Here is a 22,757-nt window from a genome sequence, read left to right as displayed (position 1 = left end):
ACGCTACTTTGTCGTGAGGCACTGTTTTTTTCGCGAAACGTGACCAGCGCATAAGGGGAAGGGCGATAAACGTGCGACGGCGTCGGACACTCAATCAGGACGAGCAGGCGCTGTGGGCCGCCTTTACGCAGGATATTTCCCCGCTGCGCCATGCCCGGGCGGCGCGTCCCGCCACCCCGCGCGCAGCCCCCGCCGAAAAACCCGCGCAGGCAGCAGGAACCCCGGCACCATCAGCGCCGATGGATGACATCCACCGCCTTGCCGCGCCGGGGCTGCATCATCATGCCCCATCCCATGGCAGGATGGAGCATGACCGTGGCAGCGCGATTGAAATCGGGGTCAGGCGGCCCGGCCTGGACGATACAAGCTGGCGCGGACTGGTCAGTGGGCGGCTGCGCCCGCAGCGGCGGCTGGACCTGCATGGACAGATCGCACAGACCGCCTTTCATCGCCTGCATGCGTTCCTGCTTCAGGCGCGTGCCGACAATGTGCGTTGCGTTGAAATCATCACCGGGCTTGGCAGCGGGGCCAATGGCGGCATCCTGCGCCGTGAACTGCCGCTGTGGCTGGGGCGGGCGGACATGCGGCGCTTTATCCTGGCGGTGGTGCATCCGCATGCCGCCAATCAGGGCGCGGTGCGTGTCCTGCTGCGCCGTCAGTCGCGGCGGTAGCGGACCGCCTTACCCCATCCGCCAGTCCGGCAGGTGGGTCGCAAGCCATCGCCGCAGCGCCATGACGGACGTGACGTCGCCCGCCATCTGCCGGAAGGATTCGGCGCATGCCGACCCGCTCACCAGCCTGCGTCCCGTCTCGCTGGCCATCGTGCGGATATCCGCGCTGTCGATGGCGATGTCCGTCGCGTGACGCCATTCCGCCACAAGGGCGGGCGGCGTCAGCATCGGCAGCACCAGCGCGATGTCGAGGGAGGCCGCACTCGCCAGCGCCGTCCACGCGGAATGGAGGAGGGAGGACGCGGCGGAACGGTTTTCACGCAGCAGCACGTCATGCATGCATGGCACATGCGGCGTGCCGGCATCAGGCGGCATGTTGTCCATCAGGGAAAACAGCGCGGGATAGCCGTCCCTTGCCAGTGCCGCGATCGCGTCGCGTGTTTCGGGCGATCCCTGCGGGTCGAGGATCTGTATGACATCGACCTGATTGTCACGCAGGGCGCTGACGGCATCCTTCACGCTTGCCAGTCCCGGAACGGGAATGGGACGCAGGCCAAAAAGCGTCATGCCCAGCACAGTCGGCAGTTCTATCCCCGTCAGGGTGGAGACCGCGATGCGCACCGGGCGGTCCCGCATGAAGTTTTCCAGATTGTGGTGAAGCTGCGCGCGACCGATCACGACCGGCGACAGCAGGCTGAAGAACAGTGGCAGCCAGCGGGTGTAGTCGAAATGGATGCGCGGCTCCCCCGACAGGGCCGCCACCAGCGCCGCGCCCGGAACCGCCAGCGCGGTCGTGCCGTCGGGCGGCGTCTGGGTATCGAACAGGTTGGCCGCCGTGACGCCATCCTGTCCCACCGTCATCCTGGTTGAAACGCCCTGCGCCTGGATGAAGCCATGTTCCAGCGCAGGCGCCAGCAGCCCGCCCCATCGCCCGGCCATGCTGCCCTTGTCCCCACCCAGCAGAAGCTGAGGATTGGCGACCGGCTGCGCCTGGACCGGCATCCGCTTTACCGGCAGTTCCGAAGCCTCCGCCTGCGCGCCCAGCGCCATGCCCGCAAGGGGAATGGCGCCCAGCAGGAAATTCCGGCGTCGCATCGCCCGCCCGTCCGCGCGCGCGCGACGGACGCGACATTGGGATGGCGGATCCTCGGGAGGGGCTGGGGACAAGTTGTGGCTACTCCGCCTGCTGGGGGTGAAAGGGGATGCTCGCCGCGCATTGCGGCAGCCGTGCGGCCAATTTAGGGCCAGCGCACCTCAGGGGGAAGACTCATCAGTATCGCTTCGGTATTTCCGCCGGTTTTCAGCCCGAACAGGGTGCCGCGATCATGCAGCAGGTTGAATTCCACGTAACGTCCCCGCCGGATCAGCTGGGCCTCCCGCTGGGCGGGGGTCCACGGCTCCATCATGCGGTTGCGCACGATGTCGGGATAGGTCTCCAGAAAGCCAAGTCCCACATCGCGGGTAAAGGCGAAATCGGCTTCGGCGTCGCCGCTGTGCAGGCGGTCATAGAAAATCCCGCCAAGCCCGCGCGGTTCATTGCGATGGGGCAGGTGGAAATACCGGTCGCACCAGTCGCGGAAGCGCGGGTAATATTCGGGGTCGTGCTTTTCACAGGCCAGCCGGAACCCGTCATGAAAGCGCCGGGCGTCGGCAATGGCTTCCGCGCTATCGGGAAACATGGGCGTGATGTCGCCGCCCCCGCCGAACCACCCTTCGGTGGTGATGATCATGCGCGTGTTGAAATGCGCCGCAGGGACCAGCGGGCTGCACATATGGGCGACAAGGCTGATGCCGGTTGCAAAGAAGCGCGGGTCTTCGGACGCGCCGGGAATGCTGTGGCGGAATTCCGGGCTGAAGGTCCCCGATACGGTGGAGACATTGACCCCCACCTTTTCAAACACCCGGCCGCGCATCAGGCCGATGACGCCACCGCCGCCTGATGACCCGTCCTCGTTCGTGCGCTTCCACGGGGTGCGCTCGAAACGTCCCGGCGCGGTGCGCTCGCCAAGCACGGGGGCATCGGCGCGCGCGGCTTCGTCCTCGATCTGTTCAAATGCGGCGCAGATGCGGTCGCGCAGGCTTTCGAACCATGTGCGGGCCGCCTCTTTCATGGCGTCGTGGGCAAGAAGAGGGCTGGGGCTGGTCATTCGTGTCATTCTTCAGGTCTGGTCCGTGATTGGGTATGGGTGCCTGTTTGTCCTTTCGATTGCAAGACAGCTCGTGCCGCCGCTAGGAAAAGGCAACGGGGGCGGCTATGTTCGGCGCCGGATGAACGCAGCGGGCATGCCTGCTGCCGACACGGACATGACCGGATCACCATGCTGCATATTCGCGCCTGTAATGAAGCCTGAAGCCTTTACGATACGGTCATCGCGCCCCGGCGCGCCTGGAAACGGTCCCGGTGCATTCGCGACCGGCGCGCTTGTCGCCTGCCTTGCGCTGGCGGGTGCCGCCGGCTGTCTGCCGGATGCTGCCCGCGCCCAGTCCCCGACGCCCGTTCCCCATCATTCATGGAGCTTCACGGGGCCGCTGAGTCATTTCGACATGGCGGCGGTGCAGCGTGGCTATGCCGTTTATGACCAGGTCTGCGCCTCGTGCCATGGCATGACGGCGGTGACCTATGGTGATCTTGGCGGCATGGGCCTGACGGAGGAACAAGTGGGCCGTATCGCCCATGCCCATCATGTTCGCGCCGGGACCGATGCCACGGGCAAGCCGGCTTCGCGGCCCGCGACGTCGGATGACCATCTTCTTTCGCCTTATGCCTCGCCCGCGGCGGCCGTCGCCGCCAATCATGGCGCCCGCCCACCGGACCAGTCGCGCCTTGCGGTGGTCTATCCGGGGGGCGTGGATCGCATGCGCGCCCTTCTGCTGGGATACGGGCGGTCCCCGCCCCCCGGGACGCAGGTTCCCGAAGGCAGTTTCTACAACCCCTATGCCGTCAACGGGCTGATCGCCATGCCGCCGCTGCTGCATGATGGCGGCGTGACCTATGCGGATGGCACGTCCCCCACGGCGGCGCAGCAGGCCGATGATGTCGTGACCTTCCTTGCCTGGGTGGCGCAGCCCCATCTGGAGGAACGCCATCGCACGGGGGTGCGTGTCATCGCCTTCCTGCTTGTGCTGCTTGTCCTTACCTTTTGTCTGAAACGGAGAATATGGTCCGATGTCCACTGAACCCGCCCCCCCGTCCGAGGTGATCGAGCCCGTCATCGGCCTGATCGGAGGATCCGGCCTCTATGATATCGAGGGTCTGGAAGATAAGGAATGGCGCACGGTCGAAACCCCGTGGGGCAAGCCGTCGGACCAGCTGCTGTTCGGGCGGCTGGACGGCGTGCGCTGCGTTTTCCTGCCGCGTCACGGGCGCGGGCACCCGCTGCCGCCGACACGGCTGAACTATCGCGCCAACATCGACGCGCTGAAGCGTTCGGGCGTGACCGACATCGTCTCCCTCTCCGCCGTGGGGTCGCTGAAGGAGGAACTGCCGCCCGGTCATTTCGTGGTCATCGATCAGTTCATCGACCGTTCCTTCGCGCGAGAAAAGACGTTTTTCGACAGCGGATGCGTCGCGCATGTCAGCATGGCCGACCCGCTGTGCCCGCGCATCGGCGATGTGCTGGAAGGTGAATGCCGGACGCTGGGGCTGGATGTCACGCGCGGCGGCACGTACCTTGTGATGGAAGGGCCGCAGTTTTCCACCCGTGCGGAAAGCAACCTGTACCGCTCCTGGGGGTGTTCGGTCGTGGGCATGACGAACATGCCCGAAGCCAAGCTCGCCCGCGAGGCGGAGATCTGTTACGCCACCGTCGCTATGGTCACCGATTACGACTGCTGGCACGACGCCCATGACAGCGTGACGGTCGATGCGGTGGTCAAGGTGATGCAGGAAAACTCCAGCCGCGCCCGTGCGCTGGTCCGCGCCGTGATCCCGCAGCTGGGCAAGCCGCGCGGCCCCTGTCACGCCGGATGCGACCGCGCGCTGGAACATGCCATCATTACCGCCCCCGATCGCCGCGATCCCGCCCTGCTGGCGAAACTGGACGCGATCGCGGGCCGGGTGCTGTCCCCGCGCTGAACGCGCTGTTTGAAAAGACGGGTCTGATAACATACTGAAATCATAAAAGTTTTTGGTGAAGCTTTTTCCAAAAAGCTTCGAAGAACGTCGCCTTTTTGAAAAAAGGCGACACCCAAAAACTTTTATTTTTATCAATGAGTTATTTCAGACTGTCTCTGAATGAACACCCTTCCATCAAGGGCGCGCATTGCGCCACCCTTGATGGCAGGACCCGGCGAACGTCCGCCTGCAGGTGGGATGCACGAGTCGCTTCACCCCCGCCATCAGGTCACAATCCTGTCAGAGCCAGTGTTCGAAGAAGCTGAGCGAACGCTGCATCGCCAGTGTCGCCGCCGCCTCGTTATAGCTGGCGCGGTCGGTGCAGCCAAAGCCGTGGTCCGCGCCTTCATAGACGAAGATTTCGATATCTTCATGCGCATCGCGGATGGCGTCGATGTCCGAAGGCGGGATATGCGCGTCCTCCGCGCCAAAGTGCAGCTGCACCGGGCAGTTGGGCGTCAGCGCGCGTTCGGCGGCGATCCCGCCGCCATACCATCCCACCGCGGCGGCAAAGTCGGTGGTGCGGCATGCGGCCTCCCACGCCAGCGTGCCACCCCAGCAGAAGCCCATGATCCCCTTCTTTTCCGTCGTCAGCCCCTCTGCCGCCGCACTGAGGTCCAGCAGGGTCTTTTCCAGCGGAACCTTCGCCCGCAGCTCCAGCCCTTCCTTCATGCCCTCCGGGGTATAGGGAAGGATCGCATCGCGCTGCACGCGGTCGAAAATGGCGGGCGCGATGACCTGGTACCCGTTGCTGGCCAGATGGTCGCAGACCGCGCGGATATAGGGGGTGATGCCGAATATTTCCTGCACCACCACCACCGCGCGTGGGGCGTCCGGCCGTCCGGCGCGATAGGCGGAAAACTGATGCCTGTCCGCGGCGGACAGGGTGATGATCGATCCCATGTGTGTCTCCCCCTGATTCCTGGGTTGTTGTTTGTGTTGAGATGACGATGCCGTCGTTATCGTCGCGTGAATGCACCTATACCACATTCGTTCCGCCCTCCGACACATGCTCTCCCCCCGGCGGTCATGGTCTGGGGGATGGGAACTGGATAGTGGCAGGAAATATGCAGGCCCCGTGTCGGGGGCATGCAATGGACGGAGGACTGGCACAGGGCGTGAATTCGACGTGCGATATTCGTGCAACTGACTGATATATAAATTCTTTTTATCGAATGTCCGGGGCTGGTATGCCCTGCCTGTCGCGGGGGATGGAAACTTGCACCGGAATCTCCGTGCCGTCCCTTGACACCAAAAAGGGGGCTTCCTATCTGCTCTCTAGCACTCTCATGAGGGGAGTGCTAACGCGATGCGGCCTGGCGCGCGCGCCAAACCGGTGGCGTTGCTTAATTCAAGGGCGTTACCTTTTTTAGATTATGGAGCGATCCATCCAATGACGAAATTTCGTCCCCTGCATGACCGTGTGGTTGTCCGTCGCCTGAAGAGCGAGGAGAAGACGGCTGGTGGGATCATCATCCCCGAGACCGCCAAGGAAAAGCCGATGGAAGGCGAGGTTATCTCGGTCGGGCCGGGTGCCCGTAACGAGCAGGGCCAGATTGTCGCCCTCGACGTCAAGGCTGGTGACCGCGTGCTGTTCGGCAAGTGGTCCGGCACCGAAGTGACGATCGATGGTGAGGAACTGCTCATCATGAAGGAAAGCGACATCATGGGCGTTGTCGCCTGATCCTTTCGCGCTTTCCTTCTGTCCGATCAATTTAACCTTTCCTACTGGAGAAACTGAAAATGGCTGCCAAGGACGTAAAGTTCGGCGATGAAGCACGTCGGCGCATGCTGCGTGGCGTGGATATCCTGGCCGATGCGGTCAAGGTGACACTGGGTCCGAAGGGACGCAACGTCGTCCTCGACAAGAGCTTTGGCGCACCGCGCATCACCAAGGACGGTGTGTCGGTTGCCAAGGAAATCGAACTGGCTGACAAGTTCGAGAACATGGGCGCGCAGATGGTGCGCGAAGTTGCCAGCAAGACCAACGACATCGCCGGTGACGGCACGACCACCGCGACCGTCCTGGCGCAGGCGATCGTGCGCGAAGGTGCCAAGGCCGTTGCTGCCGGCATGAACCCGATGGACCTCAAGCGCGGAATCGACAAGGCTGTCGGCGCGGTTGTCGAGGAACTGAAGAAGAACACCAAGAAGATCACCACCCCCGCCGAAACGGCGCAGGTCGGCACGATTTCCGCCAACGGCGAAAAGGAAATCGGCGAAATGATCTCGCAGGCCATGCAGAAGGTCGGCAGCGAGGGCGTGATCACCGTCGAGGAAGCGAAGGGCCTGCACACCGAACTCGACGTTGTCGAGGGCATGCAGTTCGACCGCGGCTACATCTCGCCGTATTTCGTGACCAACGCGGAAAAGATGACCGTCGATCTGGATAACCCCTACATCCTGATCCACGAAAAGAAGCTGTCGTCGCTGCAGCCGATGCTGCCGCTGCTTGAGGCGGTCGTGCAGTCGGGCCGTCCGCTGCTGATCATCGCCGAAGACGTCGATGGCGAGGCGCTGGCGACCCTGGTGGTCAACAAGCTGCGTGGCGGCCTGAAGATCGCCGCGGTGAAGGCTCCGGGCTTTGGCGACCGTCGCAAGGCGATGCTTGAAGACATCGCGATCCTGACCGGCGGCCAGGTCATCAGCGAAGACCTGGGCATCAAGCTCGAAAGCGTCACGCTGAACATGCTGGGCACCGCCAAGAAGGTGCACATCGACAAGGAAAACACCACGATCGTCGAGGGTGCGGGCGAAGGCGAGGCCATCAAGGGCCGCTGCAGCCAGATCCGCGCGCAGATCGAGGAAACCACCTCCGACTACGACCGTGAAAAGCTGCAGGAACGTCTTGCGAAGCTGGCCGGTGGTGTCGCGGTGATCCGCGTCGGTGGTTCGACCGAGATCGAGGTGAAGGAACGCAAGGACCGCGTCGATGACGCGCTGCATGCGACCCGCGCCGCGGTTGAGGAAGGCATCGTTCCGGGTGGTGGCACGGCGCTGGCGCGTGCGTCCACGACGCTGGGTCACCTGCACTTCCACAACGACGACCAGCGCGTCGGTGCGGACATCATCCGCAAGGCCCTGCAGGCCCCGCTGCGCCAGATCGCCCACAACGCGGGCGAAGATGGTGCGGTCATCGCCGGCAAGGTGCTGGAGAACGACAGCTATCCGTTCGGTTTCGATGCGCAGGAAGGCACCTACAAGGATCTGGTCGCCGCCGGCATCATCGATCCGATGAAGGTCGTGCGCACCGCCCTTCAGGACGCGGCTTCGGTTGCCGGCCTGCTGATCACCACCGAAGCGATGGTGGCGGAACGGCCGGAGAAGAAGGCGCCCGCGATGCCCGAAGGTGGCATGGGCGGCATGGGTGGCATGGGCGGAATGGATTTCTGATCCACTCCACCACGGAAAAAGTGGGGGCGCGGTTTCCGGCCGGGACCGTTCCCCCATTTTCCGGGCCCTGCGGCAACGCAAAAAAGGGGAAGGCGGCATGTCCGTCTTCCCCTTTTTTTATGTTTACAACCATTTTTTAAAAGATGCGATTTGACAAGGGGCAGCTATTCATGCTGCCCCTATAGGCAGCACGAACGACGTGAAATCCGACTGGGTGTTTTTTCCGGATGCCCTGTTTTTTTCATGACCGTAAAGGCAAGAGCCCGAATTCCCGGTATTGGGACCGGCAAAGAGGCGCAGGAGAGTATATCGGCTATGGCAACCGGAAAAGTTAAGTGGTTCAACGCGACCAAGGGTTTTGGTTTCATTATGCCTGACGATGGTGGCAAGGACGTTTTCGTGCATATCACCGCAGTGCAGGCAGCTGGTCTGCGTGGTCTGGATGAGAACCAGCCCGTCAGCTACGACATCACGATGGAACGCGGCAAGGCGGCGGCAAGCAACCTCAAGCCGCTCTAGGCCCCGACAGACTGCCGAAGGATCATGTTGGCGGAACGTCATGCGTTCCGTCACCGGTTTGCAGAAACCGGGTGATTTCCCGCGCCGCATGGGCCAGTCCCATGCGGTGAACGGCGACACCCGCCGGAAAGGCGGACAGCAGGCGCGACGGGGTGCGCCGGTCCAGCAGGACAAAGACCCCACGATCGCTTTCATTGCGGATCAGCCGGCCAAAGGCCTGGCGCAGCCGCAGACGCGCGATGCGGTCATCGTACCGCGATGGTGCCCCGCCCGACAGATGGATGCGTCGTTCGCGATGCAGGATATCGGGACGCGGCCATGGCACCCGTTCAAACACAACCAGACGCAGCGCCTGTCCGGGCACGTCCACGCCGTCACGCATGGCGTCGGTCCCCAGCAGGCATGAATTGCGTTCACTGCGGAAAATATCGACCAGCGTGGCATTGTCCATCGGATCGACATGCTGGGCATAAAGCGGCAGGCCCGCCGCCTCCAGCGGTCCGGCCAGGCGCGCATGCACGTCGCGCAGTCGTGATATCGCCGTGAAAAGCCCCAGCCCACCACCGCCCGATGCCTCGAACAGGGTGCGGTATGCCCCCGCCAGCGAGGCCGGATCGTCATGGGCGACATCGGTTATGATGAAGGCGCGGCTCTGCCTGCGGTAATCGAACGGACTGGCGAGCGAGGCGCGCAGCGCGGGCATGGGCAGGTGCGTGACGCCGGAGCGGGCCTCGGCGGCTTCCCACGCGCGTTCGGCTTCGTCCTCGTCCTCGCTGCCATTTTCATCGCGCAGGGTGGCCGACGTCACCAGCAGCCCGTGCGCGGGCGCGGCCAGCACGGCGGAAAACGGGATGGTCGGGTCCAGCCAGTGACGGTAAAGCCCGACATCACGTTCGCCCGGCCGCTGTCCCTCGCGCCGGTCAAGGCGGATGAAATCGATATATTGCGGCGTATTCCCCGGTTCGGACGACCTGCCCTCGCCAACGGCGCCCAGCATGGCGATCCATCCATCCACGCGTGCCAGCGCGCGTTTGCGGATGGAGCGGATCGCGGCCTCGATACGTTCGCGCGATACGCTGTCGAGCATGTCCGCATCATCTTCCAGCCGCTCCCCAAGGCGATCGACCAGCGTGCGCAGTGGCGTGGACAGGCGCTGCAACGCGCGCGCCAGCGTCCGCGCCGCTTCGGTCAGGGGGGCAGGGACGGGATGGAGGTCACATTCCACCGTGCCGCGCTGCGGGCCGCCGGGGGCGCCATGGGTCCGGGCCAGCGCCTGCTGGCGCAGCAGGTGGAGCAGGGCCTCCGTCGGATTCGACAGGACCGGCTCCACCGGTTCCGCCGCCGCGTCGATCAGTTCACCCTGCGGTGGCGGGACTTCGGGGTCAGGCGGCGGCGCGTCCTGCGCATCGGTGAGGCGGGCATCGGCAAGTCGGGCGGACCATCCGGGGGCGGGCAGGGCATGGGCGGCAAGCAGGGCGGCATCCAGCGGGGTTTCCAGCTGCGGCATGCCGACCACGAGGTCATCGAGCCGCTTTTTCAGCCCGCGCGCGCGCGACCGCGCCCCTTCGGCGCCCAGCAGCCAGCGGCGCAGCTCCGCCGCCTCCAGCCCCGACAACTCGGTGGAAAATGCGCTGTCGGCGGCATCCATCAGGTGATGCCCCTCGTCAAAGACATAGCGCGTGGGGATATTGTCCTCGCTGCCGGTGCCCGCGCCGTCAAGGGCGTGCCAGGCGGCCTGCGACATGACGAGGGCATGGTTGGCGATGACAAGGTCGGCCGTCCGGGCGCGGCGGATCGAATGTTCCACGAAACAGCGCTGGTAATGCGGACATGCGCCATGGATGCATTCGCCCCGCCGGTCCGCGATCCCGGCCAGCAGCCCGCGCCCGAACAGGTCGCCGAACCATCCCGGCAGGTCCCCGCCCGACAGGTCGCCATCGGCGCTGGCCGTGGCCCAGCGCGCAATCAGGCACAGCCCGATCATCGCCCCTGCGGCGTTGCTTCCTCGCGACAGCGCGATGTTGACCGATTCCTCCATGTTGAGGAGGCAGAGGTAATTTTCCCGTCCCTTGCGGATCACCACATGTTCGCGCCGGATGGCGGGTTCGGGGTAAAGGCGCGACAGTTCCGATTCGATCTGCCGCTGGAGGTGGCGGGTATAGGTGCTGATCCATACGGCGGCGTCATTGCGCCGTGCCCAGACGCTGGAGGGCGCGATATAGCCCAGCGTCTTGCCCGTGCCCGTCCCAGCCTCCGCCAGGACCATGTGCGGGGCGCCGCGCCTGTCGCGCGGGGCAAAGGCGGCGGTGGCGACATCGGCGAAATCCGCCTGTCCCGCGCGTGTCTGCGCATCGGGACCAAGGATTTCGCTCAGCCGGGCGCGGGCTTCCGCCGGGGTGACGGGATGGGGACCGGGGGGCGGACGCGGGGCGGCTTCCTCCCACTTCGGCAGGGTGCGCCAGACCCGGATCGCATCGTTGGGCTGCAGGTCCTCGGGGGGAATGGCCGTGCCGACGCCAAGCGCGTGGCACACGCTGTCGCCCCATGCCCAGCCCATCTGGCGCATCTTGAATGCCAGCGCGGCCATCATGGGGCCATCCGCGCCGTGGCGCTGGCGTGCGATCCGGCCCAGCAGGTCGTCGGCCATGTCCAGCAGCAGGTCGGCTTCGGCGTTTTCAATCCGGGCGAGGGGAAAATCCAGCGCCCGGCCCAGTCCGCGCAGGGTTGGTGGAACCGTCTGCGCGGGCATGGCGAACGCGAACAGTTCCAGCAGATCCAGCCACGGGGTCGGCTGCCCCGGCGGCGGCAGGTCGAGGCGACGCGCGGTGGCGGGTGCATGGATCACGACCGGCGCGGGCCAGTCGCGCAGTTCGCGCCGCACGTCGGCGGGTGACAGCGACAGAATTTCCCCATCCGGCGTCAGGACCGAACAGGCGCCATGTCTGGCAATCAGGGCAGGCGCGGTATCCGGCAGGGACGGGGGGGCTGTCATGATGGTGAACATATAGGGCACATGACCCGCGATGTCGCCAGTTCCATGTAACGTAAATTATCTTTGGCGCCGATTATGGTGTAAGGTGGTGATTGACCTGCCTTTCCGCAATTCATAGCTTTCGGGCCCATGTCAGAACAGCATCGCATTCCCTCCTCTCCCCTGCCCAAGGCATGGCCTTTCGAGGAAGCCGCCAAACTCGCGGCCCATGTCGGCGACAGACCCGTCAGCGCCGAACGGCCGGTCCTTCTGGAAACCGGCTATGGTCCGTCGGGCCTGCCGCATATCGGCACGTTTGGCGAGGTCGCGCGCACGTCATGGGTCCGTCAGGCCTTTACCGCCATGACCGGAAAGCCGACGCGCCTGCTGGCATTTTCCGATGACATGGACGCCCTGCGAAAGGTGCCCGACAACGTTCCCAACCAGGACATGCTGCGCCAGTTCATCGGCAAGCCGCTGTCGCGGGTGCCCGATCCGTTTGGCACGCATGAATCGTTCGCGGCCCACAACAACGCGCGTCTGCGGGCCTTTCTTGACAGTTTCGGCTTCGATTACGAATTCGCCTCGTCCACGCGGTATTACGAGGACGGCCGTTTCGACGCCGCCCTGCGTCGCGTGCTGGAGGTGCATGACAAGATCGTGGATGTCATCGCGCCGACGCTGGGTGCGGAACGCCGCGCCACCTATTCCCCCGTCCTGCCGATCCATCCGCGCACCGGGCAGGTGATGCAGGTCCGCATGGATGCGATCGACCCCATGGCGGGCACCGTGCGCTGGACCGATGACGAAGGCGAGACGTTCGAGACCCCGGTGACGGGCGGCCATGCCAAGATGCAGTGGAAGGCCGACTGGGCCATGCGGTGGTACGCGCTGGGCGTCGATTACGAGATGTCGGGCAAGGATCTGATCGACAGCGTGCGCCTGTCGGGCAAGATCTGCCGTATCCTTGGCGGAAGCGCGCCCGCGGGCCTGACCTATGAACTGTTCCTTGATGAAAACGGGCAGAAGATTTCCAAGTCGAAGGGTAACGGCATTTCGGTGGAGGAATGGCTGCGTTACGCCCCGCCCGAAAGTCTGGGGCAATACATGTTCAACGCCCCGCAGCGGGCAAAGCGGCTGTTTTTCGACGTGATCCCCAAGGCGACGGATGAATACCTTGCCAATGTCACCCGCGCACGCACGGCACAGGCGGTGCAGGACCCCACGCTATGGACCAATGCGGCATGGTTCATTCATGGCGGCCGGATTCCCGATGACGCGGGCAGCCCGGTCACGTTCAGCATGCTGCTGAACCTTGCCAGCGTTGCCAATGCCGAAACGCCGGACGTGCTGTGGAAATTCATCCAGCGCTACGACCCCGACGCCACGCCCGAACGCTTCCCCATGCTGGCGCGGCTGGTGGATCACGCGATCGTCTATTACGCCGATTTCGTGCGCCCCACGAAAAGCTATCGCGCGCCCGAGGGCAAGGAACGCGCGGCACTGTCCGACCTGGCGGATGCGCTGCGCGGGATGGAAGGTTCGGCCGCCACGCCGGATGATTATCAGAACCTTGTGTTCGAGATTGGCAAGCGTCATCAGTTCGAACCCCTGCGAAGCTGGTTCGGCTGTCTTTACGAAGTTCTGCTGGGACAGAAGGAAGGACCGCGTTTCGGAATTTTCATTGCGCTGTATGGCGTCAGCGAAACCATTGCCCTGATCGAGGCCGCCCTGACCCGCAGCGTATCGCAGGCCGACCAATCGTAGGCGCGTCAGGACTTGTCCGTTTGATGGCAGCGTATTTCCCGTGACGTCCGGTCCTTCCCCATCACGTCCGCCCACGCCCCCTCCCTGTGCGGAGGGAAAGGGCAGGACGGGATGGCGCAGGCTGCTGCGGCATCTGCCCCACGCGATGGGGCTGCTGCTGATGATCGCCGCCATCATCGTGGTGCAGCGCGAAATGCGCAACCTGCACTGGATGGACATCCGCCGGGCGCTGGCTGGCATTCCACACACCACGTTGTGGGCGGGGGCGGGCATGACGGTCCTGTCCTATACCGTCCTGTCATTTTACGACTGGCTTGCGGTACGGCAGATCGGGCACACGATGCCGTTCAGGCGCACGGCCTTTGCGGCATTCTGTTCCTATGTCCTGTCGCATAACCTCGGCTTTTCGGCCATTTCCGGCGCGGCCGTGCGTTTCCGGCTGTATGGCAACTGGGGCCTGCGCCCGCTTGAGGTCGCGCAGATCATCGCCTTCTGCTCCGCCACCTACCTGCTGGGTGCGGCCGTCCTGATCGGCGGCGTCCTGCTGTGGGAGCCGGAGATGGTGCCGGTGGTGGGCGCGCGCCTGCCGCATCTTGTGCTGCAGGCGATCGGGCTGCTGCTGTGGGGTGGTGTCGGGCTGTATATCCTGATGGGACGCCGCCTGAACGAGGTCACGCTGTGGCGCTGGACCATCACCTTTCCCTCGTCCTCCATGGCGGTGGCGCAGACGGTCGTCTCCGCGGCCGAGGTCGCGGCGACGGCAGCCATTGCCTACATCTTCCTGCCTGATGCGCCGGGGCTGGGATATGGCGTGTTCCTTGCGATCTACATCGCGTCCTATACCGCCGGGCTGGTGGCCAGCGTGCCGGGGGGGCTGGGGGTTTTCGACGGGGCGATGATGCTGGCGCTGGGAAGCTACATGCCCGCGCCGCGCATCATCACGGCGATCCTGATTTTTCGCCTGTTCTATTACATCATCCCGCTGTTCATCGCCGGGGTGATGTTCGCGGGGCATGAACTGTTCCTGCGTGGCGATGCCGTGCTGCTGTCGCGCAAGGCCGCGCAGGGGACACCCGTGCGCGGTCCCCGGACGATGCGGCCCAGTGTCGTGATCCGCGAAAGCGAGGCCGATTTTTCCGTAGCCGTGGCGACGGGGGCGGTATCGCTGTGTGGTGGCGTGCTGATCGCGCTGACGATTCTGGACCCCGAAACATGGGATAACGCGGCGGGCCGGCTGCATGGCCTGTTCGGCATGGCGGGGGATTACCTGCTGTCCCTGATCGGGGTTGCCCTGATCGGGCTGGCGATTGGCCTGTCGCAGCGTGTGACGCTGGCATGGAAGGTGACGCTGGGCCTGCTGGTAACGGCGGCGGGGCTGACCCTGCTGCGTGGATCGCCCATCATCATTCCGGCCCTGCCGGCGCTGGTGGCGATCCTGATCGCGCCCTTCCGGAGTTCCTATTACCGCCATGCGCGGGTGTTGAGCGAACCGCTGTCCTTTCCCACGATCATGTCCCTGCTGCTGCTGATCGCCTGCGTGGTGGTGCTGGCCTGCGCCGGGCCGGATGACGAGATGGGCGGCAGCTGGTGGGAAATCATGCTGTTCGCCTCGTCCTCCGGGGTGGGACGCTGGACGATGGGGCTGGCGGTCATGCTGGGACTGCTGATGATCATGCGCCTGATCCGCCCGGGCCGGATCGCCATCGTGCCGTGGGATGGCGAGGGAGAAGCGCGTTACCGCATGCTGGACCATGCGATCGACGCGGTGGGAAAAGACTGGGTGCCCGCGGGCCTGATTGTGGGCGCGCGGGGACAGGCGCTGCTGCCGTTCGTGCGGCGGGGGACGTTCCTGATCGGCCTGGGCGATCCGGCGGGCAATGCGCAGGACTGTGTCTCCGCGATCTGGTGGCTGCGTGATCTGGCGGTGCAGGAAGGACGGCAGGCCGCCTTCTGGTGCGTGGGGTCAATGTTCCTGTCGGTCTATAACGGGCTGGGCCTGACGGCGTGGCCTGTCACGATCGGGTCATCGACGGCAGGGCCGGAAGAGGACGAGTCCCTGTATCTGTGTGCCCGGCCGGAAGATGCGCGACTGCTGCAGTCGCTTATGCGCACGTAGGGGTGGATGCGGCGCGATTTGGCGGATAAGGCATGTTCCTGAAAAGATGCTGCATAAATCATGCCCGTTCCGGGACGGATGCCAGCGGCGTTGACAACTGGTTCTGCCGAGAAAAGGTATGAAGCGTGGCTGTTTCCCATGACGTCCTGACCCACCTGAGCGTCCCCATCGGCCTGACCAGCGCATCGGGTGCGTTCCTGATGGCGTTCCCGGCGCTGTTTTCCATCGTCAATCCGCTGGGGGCCGCGCTGATTTTCGCGCAGGTCACCGATGGGCGCAGCCGTGCGGAATGTCTGGCGCTGGCGCGCAAGGTGGCATTTTATTCCGCCATGCTGATGATTGCCTCCATCTGGATGGGGGGGACCATCCTGTCCTTCTTCGGCATCACGATCGATGCCCTGCGGATTGCCGGCGGGCTGGTCGTGGCGGTACGGGCATGGGCGCTGCTTCAGGCGCCGGAAACGGAGGAAGCGCGCAAGCAGGCGCAGGCAAGCCAGGGCGGCCTGAGTGCCACGCGCACGAACGGGATGGAACTGGCGTTCTTTCCGCTGACGATGCCTTTTACCGTCGGTCCCGGCACGATTGCGGTCGCCATCGCGCTCAGTTCCGAAGGATCCACAGGCGGCAGCACCGTCATGTTCTATGGCATCCTGTCGCTGGCGGCCCTGGCCGTGGCCTGCATCATCTGGATCGCCTATGCCTATGCCGATCAGCTCATGACCCTGCTGGGCACGACGGGCACGCGTATCGTATCGCGTCTGGTGGCGCTGATCCTGCTGTCGATCGGGGTGCAGATCCTGATTACCGGCGTGCAGGGGGTCGTCATGTCCATGGCCCATAACATCGCGCAGATGGGCCACTGACCGTTCACAGCAACGCATGCACCGCCGTGCGGAGCGCCGGCAGCACCTCGGCCCCGAACCATGGGGAGCGGCGTTCCCATGCGCCCGTCCGCCACGAGGGATGGGGCAGGGGGAAATAGCGCGGCAGGAAATCACGATAGTGCCGCACGCGGTCCTCCACCCTGCCCGGTCCCAGCACATGGGTCTGGGCATAGGATCCGACCAGCAGCGTCAGGCGGATGTCGGGCATCAGCGCCAGCACCCTGTCGCGCCATAACGGGGCGCATTCGCGACGTGGCGGCCTGTCGCCCCCCTTGGGCATCCGGCCGGGATAACACATTCCCATGGGCATGATGGCGATGCGGCTGGAGTCGTAAAATGTCGCCCGGTCTATATCAAGCCATCCTCGCAGGCGGTCCCCCGACGCATCGTTGAAGGACTGTCCCGTTTCATGGACGCGGGTGCCGGGGGCCTGACTGGCAATCAGGATCCGCGCGGTGGGGGAGACATGCAGGACAGGGCGCGGACCCAGTGGCAGCACGTGGGCACAGGCGGTGCAGGCGCGGATTTCACGCACCAGCCGTTCCAGCGCATCATCCGGTCCCTGCGCGTCGGGATCCGCGCCGGCGGAGGAAACGGGACGTGTCATCCGTTGAGGAGATCCCGGACCCACAGGGGAACCGTTTTCGTGGCGGGGCCAAGGATCGCCTGGTCAAACAGGGCGTTGCCGGCGGATGGTTCCATGTTGAATTCCATCGTATCGGCATGCGTGCCTGCAAGTTGGACAAATCCCGCAGCCGGATAGACCACGCCGGATGTCCCGATTGCGACGAAAAGGTCGCATTGGCGCAGCGCCCGGTCGATCCGGTCCATGTGGTAGGGAATTTCGCCAAACCAGACGACATCGGGCCGCAATGTCGGACGATGGCAGGTCGGGCATGGGGTCTGGGGCAGGCAGTCGGTATGCCATGGCGGGGTCGCGCCACAGCTGGTGCAGCGGACGCGCATCAGTTCACCATGCATGTGGATGATGTTGCGGCTGCCGGCGCGTTCATGCAGATCGTCGATGTTCTGCGTGACAATCAGCAGTTCCCCATCCCACGTGCCGGCATTCGAACATTCCTCCAGCCGGGCAAGCGCCTTGTGGGCGGCATTGGGATGCACATGGGCCAGTCCGGCGCGCAGGCCGTTATAGAAACGGTCCACCCGCAGGGGATCGCGCGCGAACCCCTCTGGCGTGCAGATGTCGCTGATCCGTTCGTGGTTCCATAACCCGTCTTCCCCCCGAAAGGTCTGAAGGCCGGATTCCTGGCTTATTCCCGCGCCGGTAAGGACAACGATGCGTTGCATGGGGGTTCCTTTATCACAGCCTGTCTACCCCCGCAGTGTGAATGATTGGCGCGCATAAGAAAACCGCCGCAGACAGTGTCTGCGGCGGTCCCTGATAATCGCAATCGGTATGAAACCGATCGGTCTTACTGAGCGTTGTCCACACCAGTATGCGTCTGCGGAGCAAACGTCCAGCCATGGCCGTAAGGCTGCGGCTGGAAGACAAGCCAGCCACTGCTGGTGGAGTTCCAGCCCGCGCTGGAGACCGGGGCCCCCGTATCGCGCAGCTTGGCCACATCGGCGGCGGAGACAGTGCCCTGCGCCTTGTTGCCCCAGCTGGTGCGGATGAAGTTGACGACATCCGCGATCTGCTGTGCCGACAGCGTCTTGCTGTAACCCGGCATCGCCACGGCGGACGGTGCCCAGTTGCTCGGCGGCAGGACGCCACCATGCGCGATCACGTTCACCAGCGAGGTCGGATCGTCGGTCACGACAACCGGGTTTCCAGCCAGCGGCGGGAACATGCGCGGCACGCCACCACCATCGTTACGGTGACAGATGGCGCATTCCTTGACGTAGGTATCGGCACCCGGAATGTTCGCGAAATTACCGGACGCCAGCGTGTTCGCCGTGGTCGCGTCATAGGTGTACGGGGCCTGTGACGGCGGGACCGGCGGCAGGCTCTTCAGGTATTTCGCGATGGCATGCAGGTCGTCATCGGTGAAGTACTGCGTGCTCCACGCCACGACATCGCCCATTCCGCCGAAGACAGCCGAATGATCGATACGGCCGGACTTCAGGAAGAGGTAGATGTCGTCCTCGGACCAGCGTCCCAGACCCACGTTCGGGTCGTTACGCAGGCTGGGGGCAACCCAGTTGTCGATGGGCGCGCCACCGGCCAGGAAGTCGGGACCACCCGAAGCATCCAGGGCCTTTTCCTGCATGGCAAAGCCACGCGGGGTATGACACGCACCGCAATGCCCGGCGCCCGTCACGAGATATTCGCCCCGTGCGACCTCAGGATCCGTACCGGGAGCCGGCGTGAAATCCTTGGGCGAGGGAGAGAACATCATGCGCCAGATCGACAGCGGCCAGCGCATGGACATCGGCCACGAAATCTCGGGCTGCTTGTCCGGCTGCGCCACCGGCTGCACGCCATGCATGAAATATGCATACAGGGCGCGGGTATCTTCCTTCGTCATGCGGGAGAAGGAAGGATAGGGCATCGCCGGATACAGCGTGGAACCATCCTTGCGGATGCCATGACGAACGGCTTCGTCAAATTCCTCGTAAGTATAGCGGCCGATACCGTACGTCGGATCGGGGGTAATGTTCGTCGAGTAGATTGTCCCGATCGGGCTCTTGATTTCGAGCCCGCCGGCATATGCCGTTCCATGCAGGGCCGTATGACATGCCACGCAGTCACCCAGCCTTGCGACATATGCCCCTTTCTGGACCAGCTCGGCATCGGGCGTCTGCGCCAATGCTGTGCCAGCCAGCAGACTAAGCGCTGCCGCGCCGAAAGTCACCTTAAGCCTGTTGATCATTATGTTCACCATCATGCGTCGCGTTGATGCGAAAAATTGAAAAAAACGGGATTACGGCAGCTGCTCGGGGATACCGGCTGCGTTTTTCCGCGCATCAACTTCCCGCTGGTAGGTTTCGTTCGCACGCTTGATCAGGTACTGGCGAATATCCTCGATCTCGTTCGGGTTCATGTTGCCGTCGAAGCGATCCATGCCGTAGGCGGTAAGGGCACCGCGACCAACAACGTTATAGAACGCGTCGCTGTGGCGGATCGAACCGGACCAGCGCAGATCAGGCAGCACGCCAGCGCCTTCGGCGTTATCGCCGTGACAGGCCGCGCAATAGGTCTGGAACTGGAAGTATCCGTTATCGGTGCGGCTTGCATCGAACTTTTCAGGCGGCTTCACCGGCAGGAAGCCCTGGTCGTTCTGCTTGGGCATCGGACCGGCCTTGCCGTCGAGCGAGAAGGCAATCACGTGGGAGTGGTTGACCGTCCAGCCACTGGTGCGCGCGAGGCCACCGAGGAAGAACGGATAGATACCGCCCCAGCCCACTTCCACCGCGACATACTGCTTGCCATGGGCAAGGTAGGTCACAGGCGGTGCGATGATGCCGCTGTCAGCCGTAAAGTGGAACAGGTCGGAACCGTTGGTGGCGTCATAGGCGTGGAATTCACCGTTCGCCAGACCCTGGAACAGCAGGTCGCCGCCCGTTGCCAGGATACCGCCGTTCCACGGACCCTTGTGGTCGACGCGCCATGCTTCGGCCTGCTTCTGCGGATCCCATGCGAGGAGGTAGCCCTTCAGGTCCTTGACGAAGGCAGCCTTCGCTTCGGGGGAGTCGGGGATACCGACCTTGTTCATGTCAAGACCAAGGTTCCAGCTGTCGGGATGCGGCAGGAAGCCACCCTTCTGGTTCGTGTACAGGAACGGAACCTGCTGCGCCGGGATATAGACCAGGCCCGTCTTGGGGCTGAAGGCCATGGCGGCGAAGTTGTGTCCACCCAGATCGCCCGGGATACCGTACCATTCCTTGCCCGTAAGCGTGTACAGCGCATCGGGGTTGTAGATGGGACGGCCTGTCTTCGGATCGAGGCCGCTGGCCCAGTTCACATAGACATAGTTCTTGCCCGAAATGAACTCACCGGTCTTGGCGTCGATGATGTAGAAGAAGCCATTCTTCGGCGCGTGAACGATGACGTGGCGGGTTTCACCATTGATCGGCAGGTCAAGCGTCATGATCTGCTGGACCGAGGTGAAGTCCCACTGGTCCATCGGCGTTTCCTGGAAATGCCAGACGTATTCGCCGGTTTCAGGCTTCAGCGCGACGATGCTGCCCAGGAACAGGTTGTCGCCCTTGCCTTCGGAACGGTACTTGTAGTTCCACGGAGAGCCGTTACCCACGCCGAGATAGACCAGGTCGGTCACGGGGTCATAGACGAGCGAATCCCACACGGTGCCGCCGCCACCCTGACGGGTCCAGGCGCCGGTCGGGCTCCAGGTCTGATAGGCCTTGTTCATCAGCACGCTGTCGGATGCTGCGTGATCAGGCTCGTTCTTGGGGTTGGGAACCGTGAAGAAGCGCCAGTCGACCTTGCCGGTTTCCGCGTCGAACGCGGTGACAAAGCCACGGGCACCGAATTCGGAACCACCGTTACCGATGATCACGCGGCCCTTGGCGATGCGCGGTGCGCCATCAACCGTATAGGAACGCTGCTTGCCGAGTTCGGCGTCGGGGGGAATGGTGTTCACGCTCCAGACCAGCTTGCCGGTCTTGGCGTCCAGGGCGATCAGGCGACCGTCGAACGTGCCGAAATAGACCTTGCCATTCCAGTACGCCGCACCGCGGTTGACGGTATCGCAGCAGCCCTTGTCCGCGATGTTGCCGGGCACGCGCGGGTCATACGACCACAGCAGCTTGCCGGTGGCGGCATCGATGGCCTTCATCATGCTCCAGTTGGTGGTGGCATACATGACGCCATCAACAACCAGCGGCGTGCCTTCCTGGCCACGGTTGGTATCGAGATCCAGATACCATGCCAGCTTGAGGTTTCCGACATTGGAACGGTTGATCTGATCCAGCGGGCTGTAGCGCTGTTCAGAATACGTGCGACCATAGGTCATCCAGTTCTCGGGATGGTCATCCGCGTGGATGATCGCTTCCCCGGTCTGGCCCTGACCCTCATCAGCGGAAAATGCCATGTTGGCGTAACCGGAGACGAGAGCCGCACATATCGTTCCGGCTGTAAGCGTTCTGCTCAGAGAACGTCTTTTTCCGAAAACGGCAGAAATCATATGTGATGTCCTCAGAAAACTAACGGTTTCGAATTCGGGACGCCGCCGCTGCAACTTTCCGCCGGGGCGGGTCTTTCATTTCCAGCGCAGGGGCGGAGCCACAAATCCGACCCCAGTCACTACACCTGCGCAAGAGATTGAAAAACCGGCCTTCGACAGGGAGAATTAAGCAGGTAGTCCGTTTCATCCGAAAAAACTGTCGGGATTACATACGTCTTCTGACATTTTAGTGTTTGAGATCACTAAATTGTGAACAAGGTGTCCGATAAGCAATGAATGCTCTTAGATGAACCGCGTGTAATCTTTTGAAATGTATTTGTTTTCAAAGGATATTTTCGCGGATAATGCATGAAGACATATCGCAGCATGACAACTTTGTATGCCACTTTTGCATTTCATATATCCGAAAAAGAGATGGATCGGGTCTGTTGTGAGGCAGATTGTTTCGGAACTGATGCAACTTTCGCATCACGGACTCAGGGGATAATCCTCCAGCACCTCATAGGTCGGCGTCTCTTTTCCCCGCAGTGAATTATAGAGGGAAAATGTCCTGATCCGCGTAGGGGAACTGTTGAGGGGCGCCTGTCGTTGCAGCCAGGACGCCAGCCGCGACGGGTCGGGATAGGGGATGGTGCCAAGCGTGATGTGCGGCACGAACCGCCTGCGGCGTTCCGCCAGCCCCACACGCCGCATCGCGGTGTCGATCTTGCGCTGGAGATGGAAGAGGGAGTCGTTGCGCGCGACTCCCATCCACAGCACCGCCGGCGATGCCGGTCGCTCGAACAGGCCCGGCGCATCGGGAAACAGGTCGAACGCGGGGGCGTGGATGGTCGACAGCGCGTAATGGATGTCTTCCATCAGATGCCGGTCGGTGACCTCCCCAAGGAAGCGCAGGGTGAGGTGATAGGTTTCGGGCGGCATCCAGTTCACCTCGGCAAGGCTGCCCCGCAGCCCGTTCAGCAGTTCCGAAAGCGGATGGGGAATGCCAAGGGCAATGAAGAGTCTCATCAGGCAGACCAGTCAGGCAGGTGATTGGAGGGAAGATGCGCCACAAAGGGGACATGCCGCATGATCGTTCCGTCCCGAAAAACGGATAATGCCACTGCTGTACTATATAAGTAGTGTAGGCATCTATGATGCCGTTGCGTTTGTGGGGTAGTGTCCCCCGACAACAGGCTTGTCTTGCCATCTTTTAATGTGTTGGCCACGCGGAC

At 63.4% G+C, this 22,757-nt stretch carries 18 protein-coding genes; 9 read left to right on the top strand and 9 right to left on the bottom strand.

Features of this window, described 5'->3' with window-relative positions; all coding sequences use genetic code 11:
- Nucleotides 1–71: 71 nt before the first annotated feature.
- Entirely contained in the window at nucleotides 72–671 is a 600-nt protein-coding gene (locus tag NJLHNGOC_RS02510; protein ID WP_113594937.1) for a Smr/MutS family protein, read from the top strand.
- 9 nt (nucleotides 672–680) lie between these two features.
- On the opposite strand, the gene NJLHNGOC_RS02505 is transcribed toward NJLHNGOC_RS02510, so the two are convergent.
- Complete coding sequence (locus NJLHNGOC_RS02505; RefSeq protein WP_239021273.1) at nucleotides 681–1,838, bottom strand: hypothetical protein; 1,158 nt, start codon at nucleotides 1,836–1,838, stop codon at nucleotides 681–683.
- A 71-nt stretch (nucleotides 1,839–1,909) separates the two neighbouring features.
- Nucleotides 1,910–2,818 (bottom strand): oxygen-dependent coproporphyrinogen oxidase, encoded by a 909-nt coding sequence (gene hemF, locus NJLHNGOC_RS02500; protein ID WP_113594935.1) that lies wholly within the window; start codon nucleotides 2,816–2,818, stop codon nucleotides 1,910–1,912.
- A 193-nt stretch (nucleotides 2,819–3,011) separates the two neighbouring features.
- On the opposite strand from hemF, the gene NJLHNGOC_RS02495 reads away from it, so the two are divergent.
- Together NJLHNGOC_RS02495 and NJLHNGOC_RS02490 are read left to right on the top strand one after the other, a co-directional pair.
- Nucleotides 3,012–3,848 carry a cytochrome c1 gene (locus NJLHNGOC_RS02495; RefSeq protein ID WP_113594934.1) on the top strand — a complete coding sequence of 279 codons (837 nt, stop codon included), beginning with the start codon at nucleotides 3,012–3,014 and terminating at the stop codon, nucleotides 3,846–3,848.
- The gene (locus tag NJLHNGOC_RS02490) at nucleotides 3,838–4,746 is read left to right on the top strand and encodes an S-methyl-5'-thioadenosine phosphorylase (protein WP_113594933.1); all 909 of its coding nucleotides are present in this window, start codon (nucleotides 3,838–3,840) and stop codon (nucleotides 4,744–4,746) included. Before NJLHNGOC_RS02495 ends, NJLHNGOC_RS02490 begins: the two co-directional genes overlap by 11 nt.
- Before the next feature lie 279 nt (nucleotides 4,747–5,025).
- On the opposite strand, the gene NJLHNGOC_RS02485 is transcribed toward NJLHNGOC_RS02490, so the two are convergent.
- Nucleotides 5,026–5,688 carry a dienelactone hydrolase family protein gene (locus NJLHNGOC_RS02485; protein ID WP_113594932.1) on the bottom strand — a complete coding sequence of 221 codons (663 nt, stop codon included), beginning with the start codon at nucleotides 5,686–5,688 and terminating at the stop codon, nucleotides 5,026–5,028.
- A 490-nt stretch (nucleotides 5,689–6,178) separates the two neighbouring features.
- Here NJLHNGOC_RS02485 and NJLHNGOC_RS02480 point away from each other — a divergent pair, with 490 nt between their 5' ends.
- The 3 genes from NJLHNGOC_RS02480 to NJLHNGOC_RS02470 all read left to right on the top strand — a co-directional run bounded on the left by NJLHNGOC_RS02480 (nucleotide 6,179) and on the right by NJLHNGOC_RS02470 (nucleotide 8,697).
- Nucleotides 6,179–6,469, top strand: coding sequence for a co-chaperone GroES (locus NJLHNGOC_RS02480; protein WP_110096383.1), 291 nt, complete (start codon nucleotides 6,179–6,181; stop codon nucleotides 6,467–6,469).
- Between the two features lie 59 nt (nucleotides 6,470–6,528).
- Nucleotides 6,529–8,178 (top strand): chaperonin GroEL, encoded by a 1,650-nt coding sequence (groL, locus tag NJLHNGOC_RS02475; RefSeq protein WP_110527037.1) that lies wholly within the window; start codon nucleotides 6,529–6,531, stop codon nucleotides 8,176–8,178.
- Nucleotides 8,179–8,493: 315 nt separating this feature from the next.
- Nucleotides 8,494–8,697 (top strand): cold-shock protein, encoded by a 204-nt coding sequence (locus NJLHNGOC_RS02470; protein WP_110527040.1) that lies wholly within the window; start codon nucleotides 8,494–8,496, stop codon nucleotides 8,695–8,697.
- Between the two features lie 22 nt (nucleotides 8,698–8,719).
- On the opposite strand, the gene NJLHNGOC_RS02465 is transcribed toward NJLHNGOC_RS02470, so the two are convergent.
- Nucleotides 8,720–11,689: an ATP-dependent DNA helicase gene (locus NJLHNGOC_RS02465; protein WP_113595028.1), complete on the bottom strand. Its 2,970-nt coding sequence runs from the start codon at nucleotides 11,687–11,689 to the stop codon at nucleotides 8,720–8,722.
- A gap of 129 nt (nucleotides 11,690–11,818) precedes the next feature.
- Here NJLHNGOC_RS02465 and NJLHNGOC_RS02460 point away from each other — a divergent pair, with 129 nt between their 5' ends.
- The 3 genes from NJLHNGOC_RS02460 to NJLHNGOC_RS02450 all read left to right on the top strand — a co-directional run bounded on the left by NJLHNGOC_RS02460 (nucleotide 11,819) and on the right by NJLHNGOC_RS02450 (nucleotide 16,414).
- Nucleotides 11,819–13,435: a lysine--tRNA ligase gene (locus NJLHNGOC_RS02460; protein ID WP_113594931.1), complete on the top strand. Its 1,617-nt coding sequence runs from the start codon at nucleotides 11,819–11,821 to the stop codon at nucleotides 13,433–13,435.
- 145 nt (nucleotides 13,436–13,580) lie between these two features.
- The gene (locus NJLHNGOC_RS02455; protein ID WP_113594930.1) at nucleotides 13,581–15,551 is read left to right on the top strand and encodes a lysylphosphatidylglycerol synthase domain-containing protein; all 1,971 of its coding nucleotides are present in this window, start codon (nucleotides 13,581–13,583) and stop codon (nucleotides 15,549–15,551) included.
- A gap of 200 nt (nucleotides 15,552–15,751) precedes the next feature.
- On the top strand, nucleotides 15,752–16,414 hold the full coding sequence (locus NJLHNGOC_RS02450) for a MarC family protein (protein ID WP_239021283.1): 663 nt from the start codon (nucleotides 15,752–15,754) through the stop codon (nucleotides 16,412–16,414).
- Between the two features lie 4 nt (nucleotides 16,415–16,418).
- Here the strand turns inward: NJLHNGOC_RS02450 and NJLHNGOC_RS02445 are convergent, their stop codons facing one another.
- From NJLHNGOC_RS02445 to thpR, 5 genes are all read right to left on the bottom strand, one after another.
- On the bottom strand, nucleotides 16,419–17,042 hold the full coding sequence (locus NJLHNGOC_RS02445; RefSeq protein ID WP_113594928.1) for a uracil-DNA glycosylase family protein: 624 nt from the start codon (nucleotides 17,040–17,042) through the stop codon (nucleotides 16,419–16,421).
- Nucleotides 17,039–17,743 (bottom strand): NAD-dependent deacylase, encoded by a 705-nt coding sequence (locus NJLHNGOC_RS02440; RefSeq protein WP_113594927.1) that lies wholly within the window; start codon nucleotides 17,741–17,743, stop codon nucleotides 17,039–17,041. Before NJLHNGOC_RS02440 ends, NJLHNGOC_RS02445 begins: the two co-directional genes overlap by 4 nt.
- Before the next feature lie 125 nt (nucleotides 17,744–17,868).
- Complete coding sequence (locus tag NJLHNGOC_RS02435) at nucleotides 17,869–19,269, bottom strand: c-type cytochrome (protein ID WP_206057851.1); 1,401 nt, start codon at nucleotides 19,267–19,269, stop codon at nucleotides 17,869–17,871.
- Nucleotides 19,270–19,320: 51 nt separating this feature from the next.
- A complete protein-coding gene (locus NJLHNGOC_RS02430; RefSeq protein ID WP_110559442.1) occupies nucleotides 19,321–21,543 on the bottom strand; it encodes a PQQ-dependent dehydrogenase, methanol/ethanol family in 2,223 nt (740 codons plus the stop codon).
- A gap of 468 nt (nucleotides 21,544–22,011) precedes the next feature.
- A complete protein-coding gene (thpR, locus tag NJLHNGOC_RS02425) occupies nucleotides 22,012–22,551 on the bottom strand; it encodes an RNA 2',3'-cyclic phosphodiesterase (protein ID WP_113594926.1) in 540 nt (179 codons plus the stop codon).
- Nucleotides 22,552–22,757 lie beyond the last annotated feature (206 nt).

It is taken from the genome of Novacetimonas cocois (assembly GCF_003311635.1).
Taxonomy (GTDB): Bacteria; Pseudomonadota; Alphaproteobacteria; order Acetobacterales; family Acetobacteraceae; genus Novacetimonas; species Novacetimonas cocois.
The sequence above is the reverse complement of the archived record's forward strand: the minus strand, read 5'-3'. Positions and strand labels throughout refer to the sequence as shown.